Raw genomic sequence first — 18,043 nt, forward strand, 5'->3', positions numbered from 1 at the left:
GATCCATCCTTGTCACTCTCTGGCCTGGCACGCACGGTGCCCGACGGGTGACCCAGCGGTTACTTCGGGCTTCATGACGCAAAGCTGACCGTCCGGCGGCCGGAACGGTCCCCGCTGGTCGGTTAGTTTTCCGGTCCGGTGCACGGGACTTCACCGTCGACCCCCGACACCCCCACCGATCCCGTGCTCCCGCCGGAGGAGACAGACATGACCGTCCCCGCACCGCCGGCCCCCCGGCGGCCCACCGCGGTGGGCCGCGTACTGCCGCTGTTGCTCCTCGTCGCCCTACTCGCGCCGATGACGCTGCTCCTCGTCCAGACCTGGCGGCTCACGGCCGACGACCGGGACCTGGCCGGGCGGGAACGGCTGGGCGTGGAGTACCTGCGCGCCCTCGCCCCGGTCACCCACGCCCTGGTCGACGCCCAGTCCGCCGCCGTCGCCGCCCGGCCCGTCACCAGCGAGGCGCTGACCCGCGCGGTCGAGGCCGCCGCCTCCGTCGACGCGCGGATCGGCGACGAGTTGCGCACCCAGGAACGCTGGGCGGGCCTGCGGGCCAGGATCGAGGCGCTGGGCGCCCGCGGCCCCGCCGACCCGGAGGCGGCATTCACCGCGTACGGCGAGGCCACCGACCTGCTGCTGGCCCTGCACGGCAAGGTCCGGGAGACGTCCGGGCTCGTCCGCGACCCCCGGCCGGACTCCTTCTTCCTCCAGCATGCGAGCCGGGACCTGCCCGAGACGGTGGTGGCGACGGGACGGCTGGCCGACCTGGCCGTGCTCGCCGCCCGCCGGCCCGCCGCCGACCGGAACCGCACCGCCGTCGAGATCGCCGCCCTCCGGGTGAACGTCCTCACCCCGGCCGGCGACCTGGTCACCGACCTCCGGGCCGCCGTGGACAGCTCGGAGAGCGCCGACCTCGGCCCGAGCGTGCTGAACCCGCTCGACACCTACCAGCGGGCCGTCGAGGCGTTGGCGGCCCACTCCGCGCCGGCCGGTCGCGACGCGGGGACCGACCAGGCGCGGATCGCCGGCGCCCGGCTGAACGCGCAGACCGCCGCCGAGCAGCTCCAGCCCGTCATCCTGGACGAACTCGACGCGCTGCTCGCCGGACGCGTCCGCGACCTGGACCGGGACCGCTGGCTGACCGTGGCGGCCGGGGTGCTGGCCGTCCTGCTGTGGGCGGCGCTGGGCGCGGTGTGGCTCACCGCCGGCCGGCGGGCCCCCGGGCGCGCGGCACAGGCCCGGCGCGGGCGGTACGGCGCCGACGCCCCGTCGGAGGACACGCCGTGGCAGCCGGGCGCCGCCCGGGGTACGGAACCGCGTCAGCTCCAGCCGGCGGGTTCGGCCCGCGAGCCCGGGAGCGCGCAGTGGGGGACCTTCGATGCTGCTCGCTAGGCTCCGCATCCGGGGCAAGCTCGCGCTGCTCGTGGTCATCCCGCTGCTGAGCATGGTGGCGCTGGCCGTGCCGGCGGTGCTCGACCGCGTGGCTGCCGCGCAACGGGCCGGCGAGACCGCCGACCGGGTCCGCGTCGCCAGCCGGATCGGCAGCCTCGTGCAGGACCTGCAACAGGAGCGCGTCCTCTCGGTCGGGCTGCTGCTCGGCCGGGTGACCCGCAGCGAGCTGATGCAGAAGACCGCCGGCGTGGACGACCGGGTAGCCGACCTGCGGGCCGCCCCGGCCGGCCTGCTGCCGCCGGAGGTGACCGAGGCCCTGCACGGCGTACGCGGGCTGACCGACCTGCGTGCCGCGGTGCTCGCGGGCACCGCCACCCCGGACGAGATCATGGCCGCGTACGGGCCGGTCAGCACGGGACTGATCGACGCGCTGCGGCTGCCGTTCGGGGTGGACACCGGCACGGCGGCCGGGCGGCAGGTGCTGGCCCTCGACGGGTTGCTCCGCGTCGACGAGGCGATGGGCGCCTGCGCCACCCTCATCGTGCTCGTCAAGGCCACCGGCTCGCCCCGGGCGAGCGCCTCGTACGTCGCCTGCATGGCGGGGCTGCGGGCGGACAACCAGGGGTTCCGCAGCCTGATCACGCCGGAGCAGCTGAAGCTGGTGACGCTCAACGACGCGGCCGTGGCCGCCCGGACCAGCACCGACTTCCTCACCAGGAGCGCGCTGGACCCCGCCGGCGCGACCCGGGACATCACGCTGGACGCGCTCTTCCCGTCGGTCCGCTCGATGATCACCTTCGGGCAGTTCATCGAGAAGAAGCTCGTCGCCGACGTCATCGCCGAGGTGAGCGGTCAGCAACGCCGGGCGCTGACCGAGGCGTACCTGGTGGGCGGGATCGTCACCCTGATCCTCGCCCTGGTGGTGCTGCTCAGCGCGGCCGTCGCCCGGACGGTGGCCCGGCCGCTGACCCGGCTCACCCGCTCCGCCGACCGGGTGGCCCGGGTCGCCGAGGCGGAGCTGACCCGGGTCGCCGACGACGAGACCGAGGGCGCCGCGCCGGTACGCCTCGACCCCGTCGACGTGCGCGCCCGCGACGAGATCGGCGACCTCGCCCGCGCGTTCGACCGGGTGCAGAGCACCGCCGCCCGGCTCGTGGAACGGCAGGTCGCCGGCCGACGCAACGTGGCCCAGATGTTCGGCCACGTCGGCCGCCGTACGCAGAACCTCGTCGGCCGGCAGATCGCGCTGATCGACCGGCTTGAGCGGCAGGAGACCGACCCCGGCCGGCTGGAGCACCTGTACCGGCTCGACCACATCTCCAGCCGCCTGCGCCGCAACGCCGGCAGCCTGGTGGTGCTCTCCGGCTCGGCCGGCGCCGACCCCCACGTGGCGCCGGTGCCGCTCGGGGACGTGGTCCGGCTGGCGCTCGGCGAGATCGAGGACTACACCCGGGTCGACGTGCAGGTCCCGCCCGGCGTGTCGGTGGCGCCCGGCACCGTCGGCGACCTCGTCCTGGCGCTGGCCGAGCTCATGGAGAACGCGACGGTCTTCTCCCCGCCGCACACCCGGGTCACCGTGGGCGGCGAGCCGACCGGCTCGGGCGCCCGGCTGACCGTGGTCGACCGGGGCATCGGCATGGCCCCGGAACGGCTGGCGGAGGAGAACGCCCGGCTCACCCGGCGGGAGCGGCTCGATCTCGCGCCGACCGAGGTGCTGGGGCTCTTCGTGGTGGGCCGGCTGGCCCGCCGGCACGGCTGGGAGGTGCGGCTGACGCCGACCGCCGGCGGCGGGGTGACCGCGCACCTGGACGTCCCGGAGACGTCGCTGGTGGTCCACCGCGCCGAGCGGGCCGGCGTGACCGTGGCCCGGGCCGCCGTACCCGCCCGCGACCGGCGCCCGCCCGCCGCGCCGGACGCCGCCCGGCCCCGGGCGGTGGTCGGCGCGGCGCCGGCCGGGTCCGAAGCGGCGGTCGGCGCGGCGCCGGCCGGGTCCGACGCGGTGGTCGGCGCGGCGCCGGAGTCCGCGCCGTCCGGGTTCGACGCGGCGCTGCTGAGCCGTGCCACCCGCAGCCTGGAGTCCGGCGCCTCCTGGGACGCGTTCAGCTCCGGTGGCGAGCCGGCCGGCGTCGAGCTGCGGACACCGGCCGGCACCGGGCCGCACGCACCGGCCGCAGCCGCCGGGCGGGGCATCCGGCAGCGGGTACCGGGCGCCACCCTGCGCCCGGCCGGGCCGCCGGCCGCCCCGCCGAAGCCCGGACCGGTGGAGGTCACCGACGCGGACCCGGCCGCCGCCCGCGCCCTCGTCGAGGCCGTCGAGTCGGGCGTACGCCGGGCCGAAGTGGGCCGGCGTACGCCGGACGGCGCCGCGCCGGCCGGGCTGACCCGGCGGGTGCCCGGGGCGAACCTGACCGCCACGCCGGCCCGGCAGCCCGACCGCCCACCGGAGGACCCGGACGCGGTCCGCGACCTCCTCACCGCGTTCGAGGCGGGCGTCGCCCGCGCTCTGCGTGAAGTCAGCCAAGACCGCCGCTACGAAGAGGGAACATCACGGTGACCAGCCCCTTCCCGCACGACAACGTCGACCACCAGAACCCGGGCGCCGGGGACCTGAGCCCGGAGGCGCGCACCTTCAACTGGTTGCTGGACTCCTTCACCTCCAGCACGGCCGGCGTGCTGGAGGCCATCGCCGTCTCGTCGGACGGGCTGCTGATGGCCATGTCGGCGATCAAGGACCGCTCCAACGCGGAGCGGCTCGCCGCGGTGGTCTCCGGCATGACGAGCCTCGCCGGCGGCGCCGCGAGCTGGTACGCCCTCGGCGGGCTGAACCGGGTGGTCGTGGACATGGCCGAGGGTTACCTGCTGATCAGCGCGATCAGCAGCGGCTCCGTGCTCGGGGTGGTCGCCGACCGCTCGGCGAACCTCGGCACCGTCGCCTACGAGATGACGCTCTTCGCCGGGCGGGCCGGTGGCGCCCTCACCCCGAGACTGATCGCCGAACTGAAGAACGCCGCCCAGCAATGACCTCCGAGGTCGCCGGCGAGGGGCCGGACCCGGAACCCACGGTCCGGATCCGGCCCTACCTGCGGGCGTCGTCCCCGCACGACGCCCGGCCCGGCCTGCCGGCGACCACGGCCGCGCCGGCGGCCGAGGACGGGCCCGCCGGCCCGCGCCCGTTCGTGCTCACCGCCGGGCGGGTGGCCGGCGCCGACCCGGCGATCGGGCTGGAGACGCAGGTGACCGCCCGGCCGGCGGCCGACCGTCCGGGGCCGCCGACCTGGCTGGCGCCCGAGTTGCAGGCGATCGTCTCGCTCTGCGACGAGCCGATCTCGGTCGCCGAGATCTCCGCCCGTACCCGGCTGCACTTCGGCGTGACCCGGGTGCTGGTCGGCGACCTCCGCGCCGCCGGCCACCTGGACGTGCACGAGGGCGCCGACGCCCTCGATCCCGACATCATCCTGCGAGTGATTGATGGACTCCGTGCGATCTCCTGAATGGCCGGTCGCCCCGCTGGGCGGGATCGCCGCCAACAGCGCCGCCACCCGGTACGGCTCCCCCACGGGGCCGCAGCCCGCCGCGTCCGCTCCGCCGCCGCACCGGGCGCCGGCCACCGGGGTGGCCGCCGTGCCCCGGCCGGCACCGGCCGCCGCACCGCCTATCCCGGTCAAGATCCTCATCGCCGGCGGCTTCGGGGTCGGCAAGACCACCACGGTCGGCGCGATCTCCGAGATCGCCCCGCTGACCACCGAGGCGGAGATGACCACCGCCGGGATCGGCGTCGACGACCCGGGCGTACGCTCCGCGAAGACCACCACCACGGTGGCGATGGACTTCGGCTGCGTCACCATCGACCGCAGCCTGAAGCTGTACCTGTTCGGCACGCCGGGGCAGGCCCGGTTCGGTTTCATGTGGGACGACCTGGCCCGGGGGGCGCTCGGCGCCCTCGTCGTGGTGGACAGCGCCCGGCTGGACGACTGCTACCCGGCGATCGACTTCTTCGAGCGGGCCGGCCTGCCCTTCGTGGTCGGGGTGAACGCCTTCGACGGGCGGCTGGCGCACGACCTCGACGCGATCCGGTGGGCGCTGGCCGTCGGCGACCACGTGCCCCTGGTGCAGTTCGACGCCCGGGACCGGCTCTCGGTGCGGGACGCCCTGCTGGTCGTCCTGGACCGCGCACTCGAGCGGGCCACCCGGGAGGGGAGGTCCTGAACCGTTCCGGCGGTTCGACCCGTTTCACGAGAAGGGGTGGTCGTGATGAGAGGTGGACTGGACGAGACACTGGCCCGGATGGCCCGCCGCGAGGAGGCGCTGCGGCGGCGGGCGGCCGACGCGGAGGCGACGGGCGGGGAGGCCGTCGCGGCGGCGGAGGCGCGGGGCGGATCCGACCCGGGGCGCGCCGACGTCCGGGGCGAGGGACGCAACGCCGGACCCGGCTGGGCCGACGCGCGGCGGGGCGCGGAGCCCCGTGACCCCGTGGCGGAGATCGCCGAGGCGGTCCGCCGGGTGGTGGCCGGCCATCCCGGCACGGCGGTCAGCATCCGGGTCGAGCACGACGGGCAGGCGTACCCGCTGCGGGTCGCCTGGACCGACGCGGGCGTGACGGTCGACGCGGAGGCCCCCGCGCCGCCGCCGGCGTGGCCGATGTCGGTCAAGACGGTGCCGGCCTGGGCGCCGGCCCAGGAGGGGCTGACCCCCGACCCGGCGGCGCGGCTGGCCGAGCTGATCCGCCGCGACCCCTCCCTGCTCGGGGACGGTGACGCTCCTCGCGGAGCACGGAACGCGCCGGGGACGGGCAGGGCGTGACCACGGCGGCTAGGGTCGGGCGGTGGCGGAACCCGACCTGACCCTGACCGCGAGCCTGCGGCCGGCGGCCCTCGACGCCCGACGGGGCGTCGTCCGGCTGCACCCGGAGGTGCTCACCGCGCTGGCGCTGCGTCCCGGCGACCCGGTGCGGCTGGCGGGCCGGCGGGTGACCGCCGGCATCGTCGCGCCGGCCGAGCCGACCGCCAGCACCGCGCTGCTCTACGCCGACGACCTGATGCTGGGCAACCTCGGCATCCGCGACGGCGCCCAGGTGACGGTGAGCCGCCTGCCGGTCACGCCGGCCCGCCGGGTGCTCCTCGCCGGTCCGGCGCAGATCGCCGCCGTGGTCTCGCCCGAGATGCTCCGGCTGGCCCTGCTCGGCAAGGTGGTGACGACCGGGGACGACGTGTCGCTGCTGCCGCAGGACGTGCTGCCCGACGCCTCGGTGCGCAGCCTGGTGGAGGCCGCCCGGCGCAGCCTCTCCAACAGCGTCGGGTACGCCTGGACCAGCACGCTGCTCGCCGTGGTCGCCGCCGAGCCCGACACCGGCTCGCTGGTCACCATGGACACGGTGGTCGGTTGGGAACACGGCCAGGCGACCCACGGCTCCGCCGGCACCGGACCCGCCGCGCGGGGGCGACGCCTCGACGCGGCCGGCCCGACGGCGAACGGGACCGCCCCGGGCCGGGCACCCGCCACGGGCGCCGGCCTGGCGGACGTACGCCCCCCGGGCGCCGTGGACGCCGCCGGGCGGACCGTCGGGAGCGCCGACGACGCGCCGCCCGCGGTGGACGAGCTGCCCGGGCTGCGGGCGCAGGCCGAGGAGCTGACCGAGCTGCTCGACCTCGGCTTCCACCACCGGGAGGTGCTCGGCCGGCTGGGCACGACCGTCTCGCTGGGCGTGCTGATCGCCGGGCCGGCCGGCTCCGGCAAGGCGGCGCTCGTGCGGGCCGTGGCCGCCCGGGTCGGGGCCCGGGTCAGCCCGCTCTGGGCCCCGGAGGTGGCCGCGCTGACCAACCAGGCCGCCGCCGACCGGCTGCGCGCCGCCGCCGCCGAGGCGCGCGCCGACGGCCCCGGGGTGCTGCTGGTCACCGACGTGGAGGCGCTCGCCCCGGCGGACGGGCCGGGGCCGGTGGCGACCGTGTTCCGGCAGGTGGTCGCCGAGACCGTACGGGCGGGGGCGGCCGTCGTCTGCACCACCGGCCGGCCCGAGGCCGTCGACCCCGCGCTGCGCGCCCCGGACCTGCTCTCGCTGCGGATCAGCGTGCCGCTGCCGGACGCGGCCCTGCGCCGGGAGCAGTTGACGGTGCTGACCCGGCAGGTCCCGCTCGCCGACGACGTGCGGCTCGACGAGGTCGCGGGGCGTACCCCCGGCTTCGTCGCCGCCGACCTGGCCGCGCTGCTGCGCGAGGCCGGGGTGCGCGCGGCGCTGCGGCAGAAGTCGGCCGAGACGCCGACGGTGGCGATGGCCGACTTCACCGCCGCGCTGGAGGTGGTCCGTCCGACCACCATGGCCGCCTCCACCCTGGAGCTGGCCTCGGTGACGCTGGACGACGTGGGCGACCTGACGGAGGTCAAGGAGACGCTGACCGAGTCGGTGCTCTGGCCGCTGACCTACCCGGACACCTTCGCCCGGCTCGGCGTGCAACCGCCGCGCGGGGTGCTCCTCTACGGACCGCCCGGCTGCGGCAAGACCTACCTGGTCACGGCGCTGGCCGGCTCGGGACGGGCGAACGTGCTCTCGGTGAAGGGTGCGGAGCTGCTGTCGAAGTGGGTCGGCGAGAGCGAGCGCGCCGTCCGCGAGCTGTTCCGCCGGGCCCGGGAGGCCGCCCCCACCCTGATCTTCCTGGACGAGGTGGACGCGCTCGCCCCCGTACGCGGCCAGGCCAGCGACGGCGGCACCACCGACCGGGTGGTGGCCGCGCTGCTGACCGAGCTGGACGGCGTGGAGACGCTGCGCAACGTGGTGGTGGTCGGCGCGACGAACCGCCCCGACCTGGTCGACCCGGCGCTGCTGCGCCCGGGACGGCTGGAACGGCTGGTCTACGTGCCGCCGCCGGACGGGCCGGCGCGGGCGGAGATCCTGCGCGCCTCGGCGCGGAACGTGCCGCTGGCGCCCGAGGTGGACCTCGTGGAGCTGGGTGGGGAGCTGGACGGCTTCTCGGCGGCGGACTGCGCCGCGCTGGTGCGGGAGGCGGCCCTGGCCGCCATGCGGGAGTCGCTGACGGCGTCCGCGGTCACGGCCGCGCACGTGGCGGCGGCCCGCGCCCGGGTCCGCCCGTCCCTGGACCCGGCCCAGGTCGCCTGGCTCGCCGCGTACGCCGAGAAGCGGGGCGGCTGAGCGCCGGCTTCCACGGGCCCGGCCGGGGGCTGGGTGTGCCCGCCGGGCCGCCGGGCTGATGTCGTGGACGATCCGTCAGTCGGTGGGCAGGAGGGGGCCGAGGGGCCCCAGGTCGAGGTTCAGGTCCTCGGGGGTGAGGCCGAAGTACTCGCGCAGCCCCGTCATCTGCTCCTCGAGGGCCATCAGCGTCGTGCCGATCCGTTCGACCTGCTCCTCGGTGAGGTCGCCGAGGTCGACCCGGCGCAGCGCCTGTCGCTCCATGAGCTGCCGCAGCAGCTCGATCACGGTGAGCACGAGGCTGGCCAGCCCCCGCTCGACGGAGTCCCGGTCGACGGCCAGCCGGCGGTCCAGCGGCGTCACCCGGGGCGGCTGCCAGCGGGTGTCGCCGAGCGCGGCGGCGAGTTCGGCCGCCTCGTCCCGGCGGGTGCCACCGCCGCCCGCCCGGCCCACGCCCGCCGTCCCGACCCCGTCGCCCGGGCCGTCCGCGTGCCTGCCCGGGCCGACCGCGCGGTCGCCGGGGGCGGTCATGCCGACGTTCCCGCCGGCCAGGGGACCTCGGCCGGGGCGGCGTCCCGCAGCTCCGGCGGGGCGAGCGCGCCGACGGAGGCGACCAGTGCCCGCAGGGAGATCCGGACGAGGTCGACGTCGGCGATGGCGATGGTGATGTCGCCGCTGATCACCACGCCGGTGGCGAGGACCCGGTCGAGCAGGTCGACCAGGGCCACCGGCCGGTAGGCCAGCGGGTCGTCGGCGCTGCTGGCCGCGAGCGACGTGGTCACCACGCCGGCTCCCGGACGGTGAGCGCCGGCCCGGGGGGCCGTTCCTCGGCGAAGGAGTACGGCGGCCACGGGCCGGTCAGCTCCAGCCGGATCTCCGGGTGCCGCCCGGCGAGCGCGCCGACCAGTTGGCGGAATCCGGCGACCGATCCGTGCCCGACCAGGTACGCCCCGTTGAGCACCATGGCGGTGGGGGCCCCGGAGAGCCGGCGGTCCTGCGGCGGGTGCCGTCGGGCGGCCGTCGTGTGCCCGGCCAATGCCCCGTGCACGGCGGAGGCGGCGTCGGCGGCGATCCGCTGCCCCTCCTCGCGGGCGGTGAGCTGGGCCCGGCGCCGCCGCAGGTACGCCGCCCCGGCCCCGCCCGAACCGGCGGGTGCCGCCGGACGGGGCGTCGCGCCCGGCACGACGTAGCCCTTGACGCCCCACTCGTCGTGGCCGGCGAGCCGCTCCAGGACGGCGGTCAGCTCGACCCGGCGGGCGGTGAGCTGGCCCGCCACCCGGGCGTCGTCGTGGTGGACGGTGGCGAGCCGGGCGGGCACCACGGCACCGCCGCGGGACAGGGCCGCGACCACCGCGTGGTGCGTCCGGGCCGCCCGCTCCAGCCAGGCCAGGTCCTCCAGGTTGCGGCGCAGCGCCTCCTCGCCGTACTCGGCCAGCGGCGCGGCGCTGACGACGGCGACCAGGCCCGCGGCCCGCACCGCGCGCACCGGAGCGCCGTCCATCCCGGCGGTCGTGGCGAGCAGGGCCGGGTCGACGTCCCGCGCCACGCCGTGCAGCCACACCCCGACGCCGAGGCTCGCCGGCCCGGTGGCGGGTACGAGGTCAGCCGTCGAACTCATCGCGCTCCTCCCTGCGGGCGGCCTCCCGGGCGACCCGGGGACGGCGTTCCGCCTCCACCTGCTCCGGGTCCCGGGGGCCGGGCTCCACCGGCGGCCTCGCCCGGGAGCTGAGCCACGGGTCGTGCTCCCACCAGTCGATGCCGATCTGCCGGGCCGTGTCGACCGAGGCGATGACCAGTCGCAGCTTGAGCGTCAGCAGCTCGATGTCGAGCAGGCTGACCCGGATGTCGCCGGCGATCACGATGCCCCGGTCGAGCACGCGTTCCAGGATGTCGCCGAGATTGGCCGGCTCGTGCCCGGCGGGCAGGACCTGGCCGGAGTTCTGCACCACCGGCGGCGGCTGCACGCTCACCTCAACCCACCTCGCCCTTCCCGCGCTGGTAGCGCCGCACCCGCCGGTAGCCGAGCAGGCCGCCCTCCAGGTCCAGCTCCACCTCGTAGAGGCCGAGCAGGTCGGTGGAGCTGGGGATCCGCCGGTCCTCGATGACCTCCACCCCGATCAGCCAGCCGTCCCGCGACGACTTCAGCGAGGTGGTCCCCACCGGATCCCGGCCGGTCAACTCGACGATCTGCCGCATCCCCTCGCGCGCCGCCTCGGCGGCCGAGATCGGTTCGAGGTACTCCTCCTCGTCGTCGTACCGGTCGTCGACGGGTTCACTCCTACGCGCCCGACCGCCGTCGCCGCGGATCAGATCCACCACCGCGCTCACCTCCCTCGCCGCCGCCGCGCGACACCCGCCGCGCCCGTTCCGTACCGGCCTGCCGAGCCCGTTCCGTGGCGCCCTGCCGCGCCCGGCCCGTGCCGGCCTGCCGAGCCCGTTCCGTGCCGGGCTGCTGCCCGGTCCCGCCGTTCTCCCGACGGGACGCGGGGCCGTTCCGGGCCGGGGTCCGGCCCCGGGCCGGCGCCGGCCGTCGGGCACCGCCGGTCAGCCGCTCCAGCACCTGCTGCTGTCCCCGGTCCCGTTCCGCGGCGCTGATCTCGCCGGCGGCCGCCGCCGCGTCCAGCGCCTCCAGTTCACGCCGGACGTCGACGGGGTTGTGCTGCCGCGACTCCGCCTCCCGGGCGATGACCTTCACCACCGCGGTCAGCCCCCGCACGGGCGCGTACGGCAGGGTCAGCAGCGTCCACAGGATGTCCACCGGTCACCCCGTCAACTGGTGGGCGCTGACGAAGTCGTACGGCGCGAGCGGGCCGAGCAGGCGCATCCGGATCAGCTCGCGGCGCTGCTCGGCGTACTCCTCGACCGCCGAGACGAACTGGTCCTCCCGGTCCCGGTCGACCAGGAAGGCGGCGTTCGACGCGTCCAGCTCGTTGCTGGGCGGCCGGGGCGCGCTCGCCACGACGAGCGGACCGAGGGTGTCGACCAGTTGCCGGTTCTCCGCCTCCCGGCGCAGCTCCACCGCCTGGCTGATGATCTCGCCCAGCCGGATCCGCTGCGGGCGGGTGGCCGCCTCCGGCTGCCCACGCACCTGGTCCGCCAGCTCGGCGGCGGCGGGATTCTCCGCCAGCACCGCCGCGATCAGGTTCGCCTCGTCGTAGCGCCCGTGCACCGTGTACTGGATCCGGCCCTCGAACTCGTCGAGGGCGGCGGCGAACCGGTCGTGGTGCGCGTCCAGCAGGTCGGCGACCGCGTCGGACCCGGTGACGACCGTGCCGAAGCGCACCGGCAGCACCGGCGCCACGGCCGCCGTACCGTCCACCAGTTCCTGGTACGCGGTCAGGTCCGCCGGCCGGCCGATCGGCTCGGTCAGGCTCACCTCGCTGACCAGCGCGGCCAGGTCGCCGTGCCGGACCGCCGCCACCTCTCCGGGCGGGTCGCCGACCCCGGCGGCGTCCGGGGTCGGCTCCACGTCGGAGGGCACGATGCCGTAGATGAACATTCCGGTCTCCTCGGCCATGTTCAGCGCTCCTCGTCCCGGCGCCGCCGGGGCCGGTCACGGTCCCGGTCGTCCGAGCCCAGCTCGTCGACGGCGTCCTTGACCGCGCCGCCGATCGCGCCCACCGTCCTGCCGATCCCGGACGCCGCCTTGCCTGCGCCGACCGCCCCGGAGGCTCCCTCGATGAGGTCCGGCAGCCCCTTCTGGTTCTTCGGCGTGATGTCGAACCGGTCGACCGCCTCGGCGAAGCGCAGATAGGTCTCCACGCTGGCGATGACGATCCGGGCGTTGATCTCCAGTAGCTGGATGCCGACCACGGCGACCGAGACCTGGGCGTCGATCACCACGCCCTTGTCCAGCACGGTCTCCACCACGTCGGCCAGGCCGGAGCCCGCACCGCCGCGTTCCAGGGCGCCGCCGGCCTGACCCTCACTCGTCGCGAGCGTCACTCCCGCTCCTCCCGTCGACGGCGCACCACGGGTCGCCGGGGTGCCTCCGGTGACCGGCGGGCGCGGGGCTCCTCGCGGGAACGGGGCTCCTCGCGGGGCTGCGGACGGCGGGCCCGCTCCGGGGCACGGCGGCGCGGCGGGGGCTGCTCCTCCTCCGGCTCCTCGTCCTCGTACTCGTCGTAGTCGCCCTCGTCGTACTCGTCCTCGTACTCCTCGTCCTCGGCCGGGCGACGGCGCTGGGGCGGTCGGCGGCGGCCACGCTCGGCGGGCCGACGCTCCTCGCGCGGCTCCTCCTCGGCCTCCTCCTCGGGCTCGGGCTCACGCCGCCCGCGCGGCGCGCGCTCCTCCCGCCCCTCGCCCTCCCGCTGCTGCTCGCGCTCCTCCTGCTCCTCGCGCAGCGCGGTCTCGTGGTCGCGGACCACCTGCGAGTCCTCGATCTCGCCGCGCCAGCCCTGCACCGATTCCGGATCGAGGACGGTCTGGGTCATCACGTGCCGGACGAAGTGCTTCAGCTCCAGCCGGACGCGGCGGCCCTGGGCCCGCCACAGGTTGCCGGTGTGCTCGAAGAGACCCTGCGGGTGGTACTCCAGCACCACCAGGATCCGGGTCAGGTCGGGCGACAGCTCGTGGAAGCTGACCGTGCCGTCGACGGAGCCCTTCTCGCCCTTGGAGCGCCAGTGGATCAGCTTGTCCGGGATCTGCCGGACGATCGTGGACTCCCAGGTGCGGTGCGACCAGAAGACCTGCGCCTTCCAGGTCAGCTTCTCGTCCGACTCGGTGTCGACGTTCTCGACCTTCTTCATGAAGCTCGGGAAGTCGCCGAACTGGGTCCACTGGTCGTACGCGACCCGGACCGGCACGCCGACCTCGATCGCCTCCACGATGTTGGTGACCTTGAGCTTCTTGCCGCCGCCCTTGCCACGCTTGCCGCCCTTGCCGAGCGCCGACATGACCTTCTCCTTACCGCCGGCCAGTCCGGCATGGACCATCGCCTTCACCGGTGAACCGCCCTCGGCGAGCTTCTGCGTGCCGGTGGCGGCGGCGATCAGGCCGGGACCGCCGCCCTGCTTCGCGTAGTCGCTGAGCCGGCCGGTCGCGCCCGTGATCCGCTCGGTCACCACCTGCATCGCGCGTTCGCCGATGGCGTTGGCCAGGTTGCGCGCCTCGCCGGCGAGTTGGCCCCGGAGCTTGTTCCCGAGGCCGCCGGGGTTCGTCGTGTCCGGCATGGTCACCGCCCCCGCTGCTCGTTGTCGGCGTCGGCGTCGCGGCCCTGCTGCCCGCCGTCGGCGTCGCGGCCCTGCTGCCCGCCGTCGGCGTCGCGCTTCTGCTGCCCGGCGTCCGTGTTCCGGTCCGGCCGGTCGCCGTCGTCGGGGGTGCCGGCCCCGCCCTTGCGGCGCAGCGCGTCGGCCGAGCCGCGCAGCTTGCCGCTGACGGCATCGATGCCGCTGCCGGCGGCGGCGGTCGCGGCCGCCTTGGAGGCGGCGGCGAGCGGGCCGCCGAGGCGGCCGACGTTGCTCAGGTGGGGGGACTTCTGAAGCAGGTTGCCGCCCGCCTTCAGCAGTCCGCCGGGCTCCCGACTGGCCCGACCGGCCGCGACCGCGGCGGCCAGGGTGAGAGCGGTACGCAGCTTGCGCCGGCGGCCCAGCAGGTAGCCGAAGCCGACCGCGAGCCCGATTCGTGCTCCGCTGTTCATCAGTTCTCCTCCGCTCCCCGGAGCGCCGGACACCTGACGGCAATGGTCGAAAGAATGGCCGCCGGGGATCAGCACGCGCCGGACCGCACATCAGGTGTCCCGTTTAATCGGACCCGACGGGCAGTACCCGTTGACCTATCGGCGAAACACTCCGCCGATTCTGCCGGACCATTCACAGGGACCGGAGCAGCTTCTTGGCGATCCGCGCAAAGCGGACAGCCAGGCAGCGCCGAGCAGGAAGAACGTCAGAAAGGAAAGAATTGGGGAATGGGCGTCACAGGGCCGGCAGCGTCGAATCGAGGCATATCTCGGCGTGCACCCTGCCGCCACTCTCGTGCAATTTTGCGCCGCACTTCTCGAGCACGGAAACGGCGCCGTGGTTGTCGGCGGTGGTCTCCGCGACCACCAGTCGCATTCCGGCCGCCGCCGCCTCGTTCAACAGTTCACGCAGGGCGACCGCGCCGATTCCCTGACCCCGGGCGGAGCGGCCCAGCCACATCCCGGTCTCGACCGTGCCCGGCTCGTCGCGGCGGGTCATCCGGATCATGCCGACCACCTCGCCGCCGGCCAGGATCGCGTACATGCAGGTGCCGGTCGGGCCGTCCAGACCCCCGAAGCTCGCCCGGTGGAACTCCCGGAACGCCTCCCGCCGGGCGCACGACCACCCCGCAGGGGCCTCCACCGGCGGCATCACGTCGCCGGGCTCCGCTTCCGCAGCCGCTACGGAGAGCAACGGTTCCAGATTCTGCTCGTCCACCGGCTCCAGCCGCACCGTTCCCGCCACGTGCCGCAGTCTGCCGGCCCCACCGGCCCAAGTCCACCCCATCGGGCCCCGACTGGCGGTCCGGCGGAAGGTACCGGCCGGTCGGACCGCATCGTGTTCCGCCTCACGCTCCGCTGTCGACCGCCCGTCCGGCCAGGGCAACGGGCCGGGCGGGAGGCGTGCGGGTCCCGCTCGTCGGTGGCCCCGACGCGGCGACTACCCGCCGAGGCCGAGCAGCCGCCTCGTGCGGCGGACCCGCCCACCCGGAGGCCGGTCAGGGCGTCTCGGCGTCGAACTCGCAGAGCACCACGGAGGCGTCGTCGGCCGGCTTGTGCCGGCGCAACCGGTCCGGGTGGTCACGCTCGGCGACGCGTACCCGGTCGATCAGCGCGCCCGGGCCCTCGGCGGTCGCCACGTCCAGCAGCCCCGCCCAGTCGAGGACACCGAACTGCTCCACCAGGGACGCGCCGTCACTGAGCAGCGCCGCCCGGCGTACCGCGCCCGGCCCCCGCAGCGGCAGGGTCCCGGTCACCGCGTGGAACGCCGCGTCCGGGTCGGCGGCCGCCACCCAGTAACCGTGGGTACGGTTCATCCGCGCCCGCTGCGTCTCGACCGCCTGCCGGAACCGGGCGCCCCGGTCGACGCCTCCGGCCGGCAGGGCCGCGACCATGGCCCGCAGCTCCGCCGTCGCGGCGTCCAGCCGGTCGTCGGTGACCACGGCGACCCGACCGCCGGCGTCGAGCACCAGCGGGCTGTCGCAGAGCACCAGGTGGTCGACGTGGTCGCCGCCGTCGCGGAGCAGACAGACCGTGCTCGACGGGGTGCCCGGGTGGTCCAGGTCGCACTCGTCGCCGTGGTCGGCCCGCACCGCGAGGATCGCCGCCGCCAGGTTGCTCATCAGGGTCGCCGTCGGGCGGACCGCCTCCGCCAGCCCGAGCCGGGCCGCGAGGTGCCGGACGTACCAGGCGGTGCCGTGCACGCAGCCCGTGTCGAACCCCTCCGGCACGGTGGCGCCGTCCAGCACGCCGACCAGCGGCCCGAACCGGAAGACCAGGTCCTCGTTGACCGCCCGGCCGGGGGGCGGCGCGGACGCGGAGCGTACCCGCATCGTCCGCGCCGCCCCGACCACCCGGGTCGCCTCAGCGGCGACGGAGGTCGTCGGCGGCCTCATGCGCCTGCCCCTGCATCTGGTGGGCGGCCGACCGGCCCTCGTCCCGGACGGCGGATGCGCCACTGACGGCCGTGGAACCGACCGCCCGGGCCGCCTGCTGCGCCGGCTCGCGCAGGTTGTGGCCCATCTCGCGGCCCATCTCGCGGCCGACCTGGCCGGCCTGCTCCCGCAGGTGTCCGGCCTGCGCCCGCAGCTGGTCCGCGTGCTCGCCGACCATGTCCCTGGCCTGCCCGGCCCACTGCCGTTCGGGGCGGCTGGGCGGAATCAGCGACGAGAGCAGCAGCCCGGCGCCGAAGGCGATCAGGCCGGCCGCGAGGGGGTTGCCCTGCGCCTGCTGGCGGGACTGCTGCCCGAGCGAGCGGGCCTCCTCCCGCACCGACCCGGCCATGTGCGACACCTGGTCCCGGGACTGCTCCCCGAACCCCCGCACCGACCCGGCCATGTGCGACATCTGGTCCCGGGACTGCTCCCCGAGCCCCCGCGCCGAATCAGCCGCGTGCGAGATCCGCTGACCTGTCGCGTGCGACATCCGCTGTGCGGTGCCGTGCCCGTCCGACTGCACGCCCATCACCTTCTCCCTGGCCCGGGTGAACGCGCCGCGGGCCTGCCCGACGCGCTCACCGGCGATCCGCCGCGGATTGACCTTGTCGGCCAGCGCGTCGACGTCGCTGCTCAGTTCGTTTCGGGTGTTCTCGATCTCCGACCGGATCCGGTCCGGATCGTTGGACATGATCTGCTCCCTCCCGGCTGGTTCACCGGCCTCGCATCGCGTCCGGTATCTCCCGCGCGGTCTGTTGCGTGCGGGGCAGCACCGAGCGGAGCTGCGCCATCTCCTTGCGCGCCCTGCTGAGCAGGCCACCCGTGACGGCGGCCCAGATGACGGCCACGATCAGCGCCGCCCAGCCCTGGTCCATCACGTTGGACAGCCCCCACCACAGCGCGTACGACACGAACAGCACCGTCAGGAAACCGGCCAGCGCCGCCCCGCCGAACATGCCGCCGACCTTGCCGGCCCGACCCGCCTCCTCGCGCAGCTCCGCCTTGGCCAGTTCGACCTCCTTGCGGACCAGCGTGGAGAAGTCCCGGGTCACCTCGACCAGCAGGTCGCCGACCGACTGCGTCCGTTCCTTCTCGGGGGCGCTCACGGCGCCACCCCGCCGGGGATGTCCGGCCCCTGCCGACCGGGCGGCGAGGCGTTGCGCACCCGGGCCGTCCCGGTGTACGCCTCCTCCGGCAGGTACGGCGCCTCGACACTCCGCTCGTACGGCTGCGGCCCGGCCGTGGTGGCCGCGGCGGCCGGCCCGGTGGGCGCGGTGCCCGGCCCGGTGGGCGCGGCGGTCGGCGGGGTCGACGGCCGGCCGGCGCCCCGCGCCCCGTCGCCGGAGGCGGTCAGGTTCCGGGTGAGTCGCCCGACCAGCATGCCGGCCAGGGCCGCGCCGGCCAGGAAGGTGCCCGGGTGCCGGCGCGCGTACGACCGCACGTCGTCGAGCATCGCCCCGGGTTCGCGCTCGTCGAGCCAGCCGGCCGCCTGCTGGGCGGCGTCCGCCGCACGGCGGACCGCCTGGCCGGCCATCCCGGAGTCCTCGCTCCGCTCCGCCATCGAGCTGAGTTCGCGCCCGATGCCGCGCAGCCCTTCGGCGGCCCGGTGCTGCTGTGCCCGGGCCTGGTCACGCAACTGCGTGCCGGCCTCGCCGGTCAGGTGGTGCGCCTGCCGCCGGGCTTCCGACGCCACGTGTCCGCCCTGTTCGGCGGCCGTGTGCGCGACGTGTCCGCCCACCTGGGCCGTCTGGTGCCCGACCCGGGACGCCTCCTGCCGGGCCTGCTGTGCGGTGCCGGTCGCACCGTCCGGTGGCCGGCTCGGGTTGATCTGCGTCATCGCCCGCTCCCTCCGTCGGCCCCGGGCCGCAGGGTCACGGCCCGGAACGTGAACCGGCCGCGAGA

At 76.0% G+C, this 18,043-nt stretch carries 21 protein-coding genes and 1 pseudogene; 7 read left to right on the forward strand and 15 right to left on the reverse strand.

Going from position 1 to position 18,043, the window contains the following annotated elements; all coding sequences use genetic code 11:
• Positions 1–207 precede the first annotated feature (207 nt).
• The 7 genes from AB0883_RS07215 to AB0883_RS07245 are packed head-to-tail and all read left to right on the forward strand — an operon-like array spanning position 208 to position 8,533.
• Positions 208–1,392 carry a hypothetical protein gene (locus AB0883_RS07215; RefSeq protein WP_366640080.1) on the forward strand — a complete coding sequence of 395 codons (1,185 nt, stop codon included), beginning with the start codon at positions 208–210 and terminating at the stop codon, positions 1,390–1,392.
• Positions 1,379–3,946, forward strand: a complete 2,568-nt coding sequence (locus AB0883_RS07220; RefSeq protein ID WP_366640082.1) for a nitrate- and nitrite sensing domain-containing protein — start codon at positions 1,379–1,381, stop codon at positions 3,944–3,946. The genes AB0883_RS07215 and AB0883_RS07220 overlap by 14 nt, the downstream gene beginning before the upstream one ends.
• Positions 3,943–4,413 carry a roadblock/LC7 domain-containing protein gene (locus tag AB0883_RS07225; RefSeq protein WP_366640084.1) on the forward strand — a complete coding sequence of 157 codons (471 nt, stop codon included), beginning with the start codon at positions 3,943–3,945 and terminating at the stop codon, positions 4,411–4,413. Before AB0883_RS07220 ends, AB0883_RS07225 begins: the two co-directional genes overlap by 4 nt.
• Positions 4,410–4,883, forward strand: a complete 474-nt coding sequence (locus tag AB0883_RS07230; protein ID WP_366640085.1) for a DUF742 domain-containing protein — start codon at positions 4,410–4,412, stop codon at positions 4,881–4,883. The genes AB0883_RS07225 and AB0883_RS07230 overlap by 4 nt, the downstream gene beginning before the upstream one ends.
• A complete protein-coding gene (locus AB0883_RS07235; RefSeq protein ID WP_366640087.1) occupies positions 4,861–5,598 on the forward strand; it encodes an ATP/GTP-binding protein in 738 nt (245 codons plus the stop codon). Before AB0883_RS07230 ends, AB0883_RS07235 begins: the two co-directional genes overlap by 23 nt.
• A 45-nt stretch (positions 5,599–5,643) precedes the next feature.
• A complete protein-coding gene (locus AB0883_RS07240; RefSeq protein WP_366640088.1) occupies positions 5,644–6,192 on the forward strand; it encodes a hypothetical protein in 549 nt (182 codons plus the stop codon).
• A gap of 22 nt (positions 6,193–6,214) precedes the next feature.
• Positions 6,215–8,533, forward strand: a complete 2,319-nt coding sequence (locus tag AB0883_RS07245; RefSeq protein WP_366640089.1) for an AAA family ATPase — start codon at positions 6,215–6,217, stop codon at positions 8,531–8,533.
• 75 nt (positions 8,534–8,608) lie between these two features.
• On the opposite strand, the gene AB0883_RS07250 is transcribed toward AB0883_RS07245, so the two are convergent.
• The 15 genes and pseudogenes from AB0883_RS07250 to AB0883_RS07320 all read right to left on the reverse strand — a co-directional run bounded on the left by AB0883_RS07250 (position 8,609) and on the right by AB0883_RS07320 (position 17,978).
• On the reverse strand, positions 8,609–9,061 hold the full coding sequence (locus AB0883_RS07250) for a gas vesicle protein K (protein WP_366640091.1): 453 nt from the start codon (positions 9,059–9,061) through the stop codon (positions 8,609–8,611).
• Entirely contained in the window at positions 9,058–9,312 is a 255-nt protein-coding gene (locus AB0883_RS07255; RefSeq protein WP_366640092.1) for a gas vesicle protein, read from the reverse strand. Before AB0883_RS07255 ends, AB0883_RS07250 begins: the two co-directional genes overlap by 4 nt.
• Positions 9,309–10,148 (reverse strand): GvpL/GvpF family gas vesicle protein, encoded by an 840-nt coding sequence (locus AB0883_RS07260; RefSeq protein ID WP_366640094.1) that lies wholly within the window; start codon positions 10,146–10,148, stop codon positions 9,309–9,311. Before AB0883_RS07260 ends, AB0883_RS07255 begins: the two co-directional genes overlap by 4 nt.
• Positions 10,132–10,500 (reverse strand): gas vesicle protein GvpJ, encoded by a 369-nt coding sequence (gene gvpJ, locus AB0883_RS07265; RefSeq protein WP_366640096.1) that lies wholly within the window; start codon positions 10,498–10,500, stop codon positions 10,132–10,134. The genes AB0883_RS07260 and gvpJ (AB0883_RS07265) overlap by 17 nt, the downstream gene beginning before the upstream one ends.
• A 1-nt stretch (position 10,501) precedes the next feature.
• Positions 10,502–10,849, reverse strand: a complete 348-nt coding sequence (locus AB0883_RS07270) for a gas vesicle protein (protein WP_366640098.1) — start codon at positions 10,847–10,849, stop codon at positions 10,502–10,504.
• A complete protein-coding gene (locus AB0883_RS07275; protein ID WP_366640100.1) occupies positions 10,809–11,288 on the reverse strand; it encodes a gas vesicle protein GvpG in 480 nt (159 codons plus the stop codon). The genes AB0883_RS07270 and AB0883_RS07275 overlap by 41 nt, the downstream gene beginning before the upstream one ends.
• Before the next feature lie 3 nt (positions 11,289–11,291).
• Positions 11,292–12,047: a GvpL/GvpF family gas vesicle protein gene (locus tag AB0883_RS07280; protein ID WP_366640102.1), complete on the reverse strand. Its 756-nt coding sequence runs from the start codon at positions 12,045–12,047 to the stop codon at positions 11,292–11,294.
• A gap of 212 nt (positions 12,048–12,259) precedes the next feature.
• A pseudogene (gene gvpJ, locus AB0883_RS07285) lies at positions 12,260–12,475 on the reverse strand (gas vesicle protein GvpJ); the annotation flags it as partial.
• Positions 12,472–13,701, reverse strand: coding sequence for an SRPBCC family protein (locus tag AB0883_RS07290; protein ID WP_366640336.1), 1,230 nt, complete (start codon positions 13,699–13,701; stop codon positions 12,472–12,474). The gene AB0883_RS07290 and the pseudogene gvpJ (AB0883_RS07285), both read right to left, overlap by 4 nt.
• Before the next feature lie 2 nt (positions 13,702–13,703).
• Entirely contained in the window at positions 13,704–14,168 is a 465-nt protein-coding gene (locus tag AB0883_RS07295; protein ID WP_366640103.1) for a hypothetical protein, read from the reverse strand.
• 274 nt (positions 14,169–14,442) lie between these two features.
• Positions 14,443–14,952 (reverse strand): GNAT family N-acetyltransferase, encoded by a 510-nt coding sequence (locus AB0883_RS07300; RefSeq protein WP_366640105.1) that lies wholly within the window; start codon positions 14,950–14,952, stop codon positions 14,443–14,445.
• A 253-nt stretch (positions 14,953–15,205) separates the two neighbouring features.
• Positions 15,206–16,102: a hypothetical protein gene (locus AB0883_RS07305; protein WP_366640106.1), complete on the reverse strand. Its 897-nt coding sequence runs from the start codon at positions 16,100–16,102 to the stop codon at positions 15,206–15,208.
• Complete coding sequence (locus AB0883_RS07310; RefSeq protein ID WP_366640108.1) at positions 16,071–16,832, reverse strand: DUF3618 domain-containing protein; 762 nt, start codon at positions 16,830–16,832, stop codon at positions 16,071–16,073. The genes AB0883_RS07305 and AB0883_RS07310 overlap by 32 nt, the downstream gene beginning before the upstream one ends.
• Before the next feature lie 22 nt (positions 16,833–16,854).
• Positions 16,855–17,247 (reverse strand): phage holin family protein, encoded by a 393-nt coding sequence (locus AB0883_RS07315; RefSeq protein WP_366640110.1) that lies wholly within the window; start codon positions 17,245–17,247, stop codon positions 16,855–16,857.
• The gene (locus tag AB0883_RS07320) at positions 17,244–17,978 is read right to left on the reverse strand and encodes a hypothetical protein (RefSeq protein WP_366640111.1); all 735 of its coding nucleotides are present in this window, start codon (positions 17,976–17,978) and stop codon (positions 17,244–17,246) included. The genes AB0883_RS07315 and AB0883_RS07320 overlap by 4 nt, the downstream gene beginning before the upstream one ends.
• Positions 17,979–18,043 lie beyond the last annotated feature (65 nt).

Source organism: Micromonospora sp. NPDC047812 (assembly GCF_040704175.1).
Taxonomy (GTDB): domain Bacteria; phylum Actinomycetota; class Actinomycetes; order Mycobacteriales; family Micromonosporaceae; genus Micromonospora.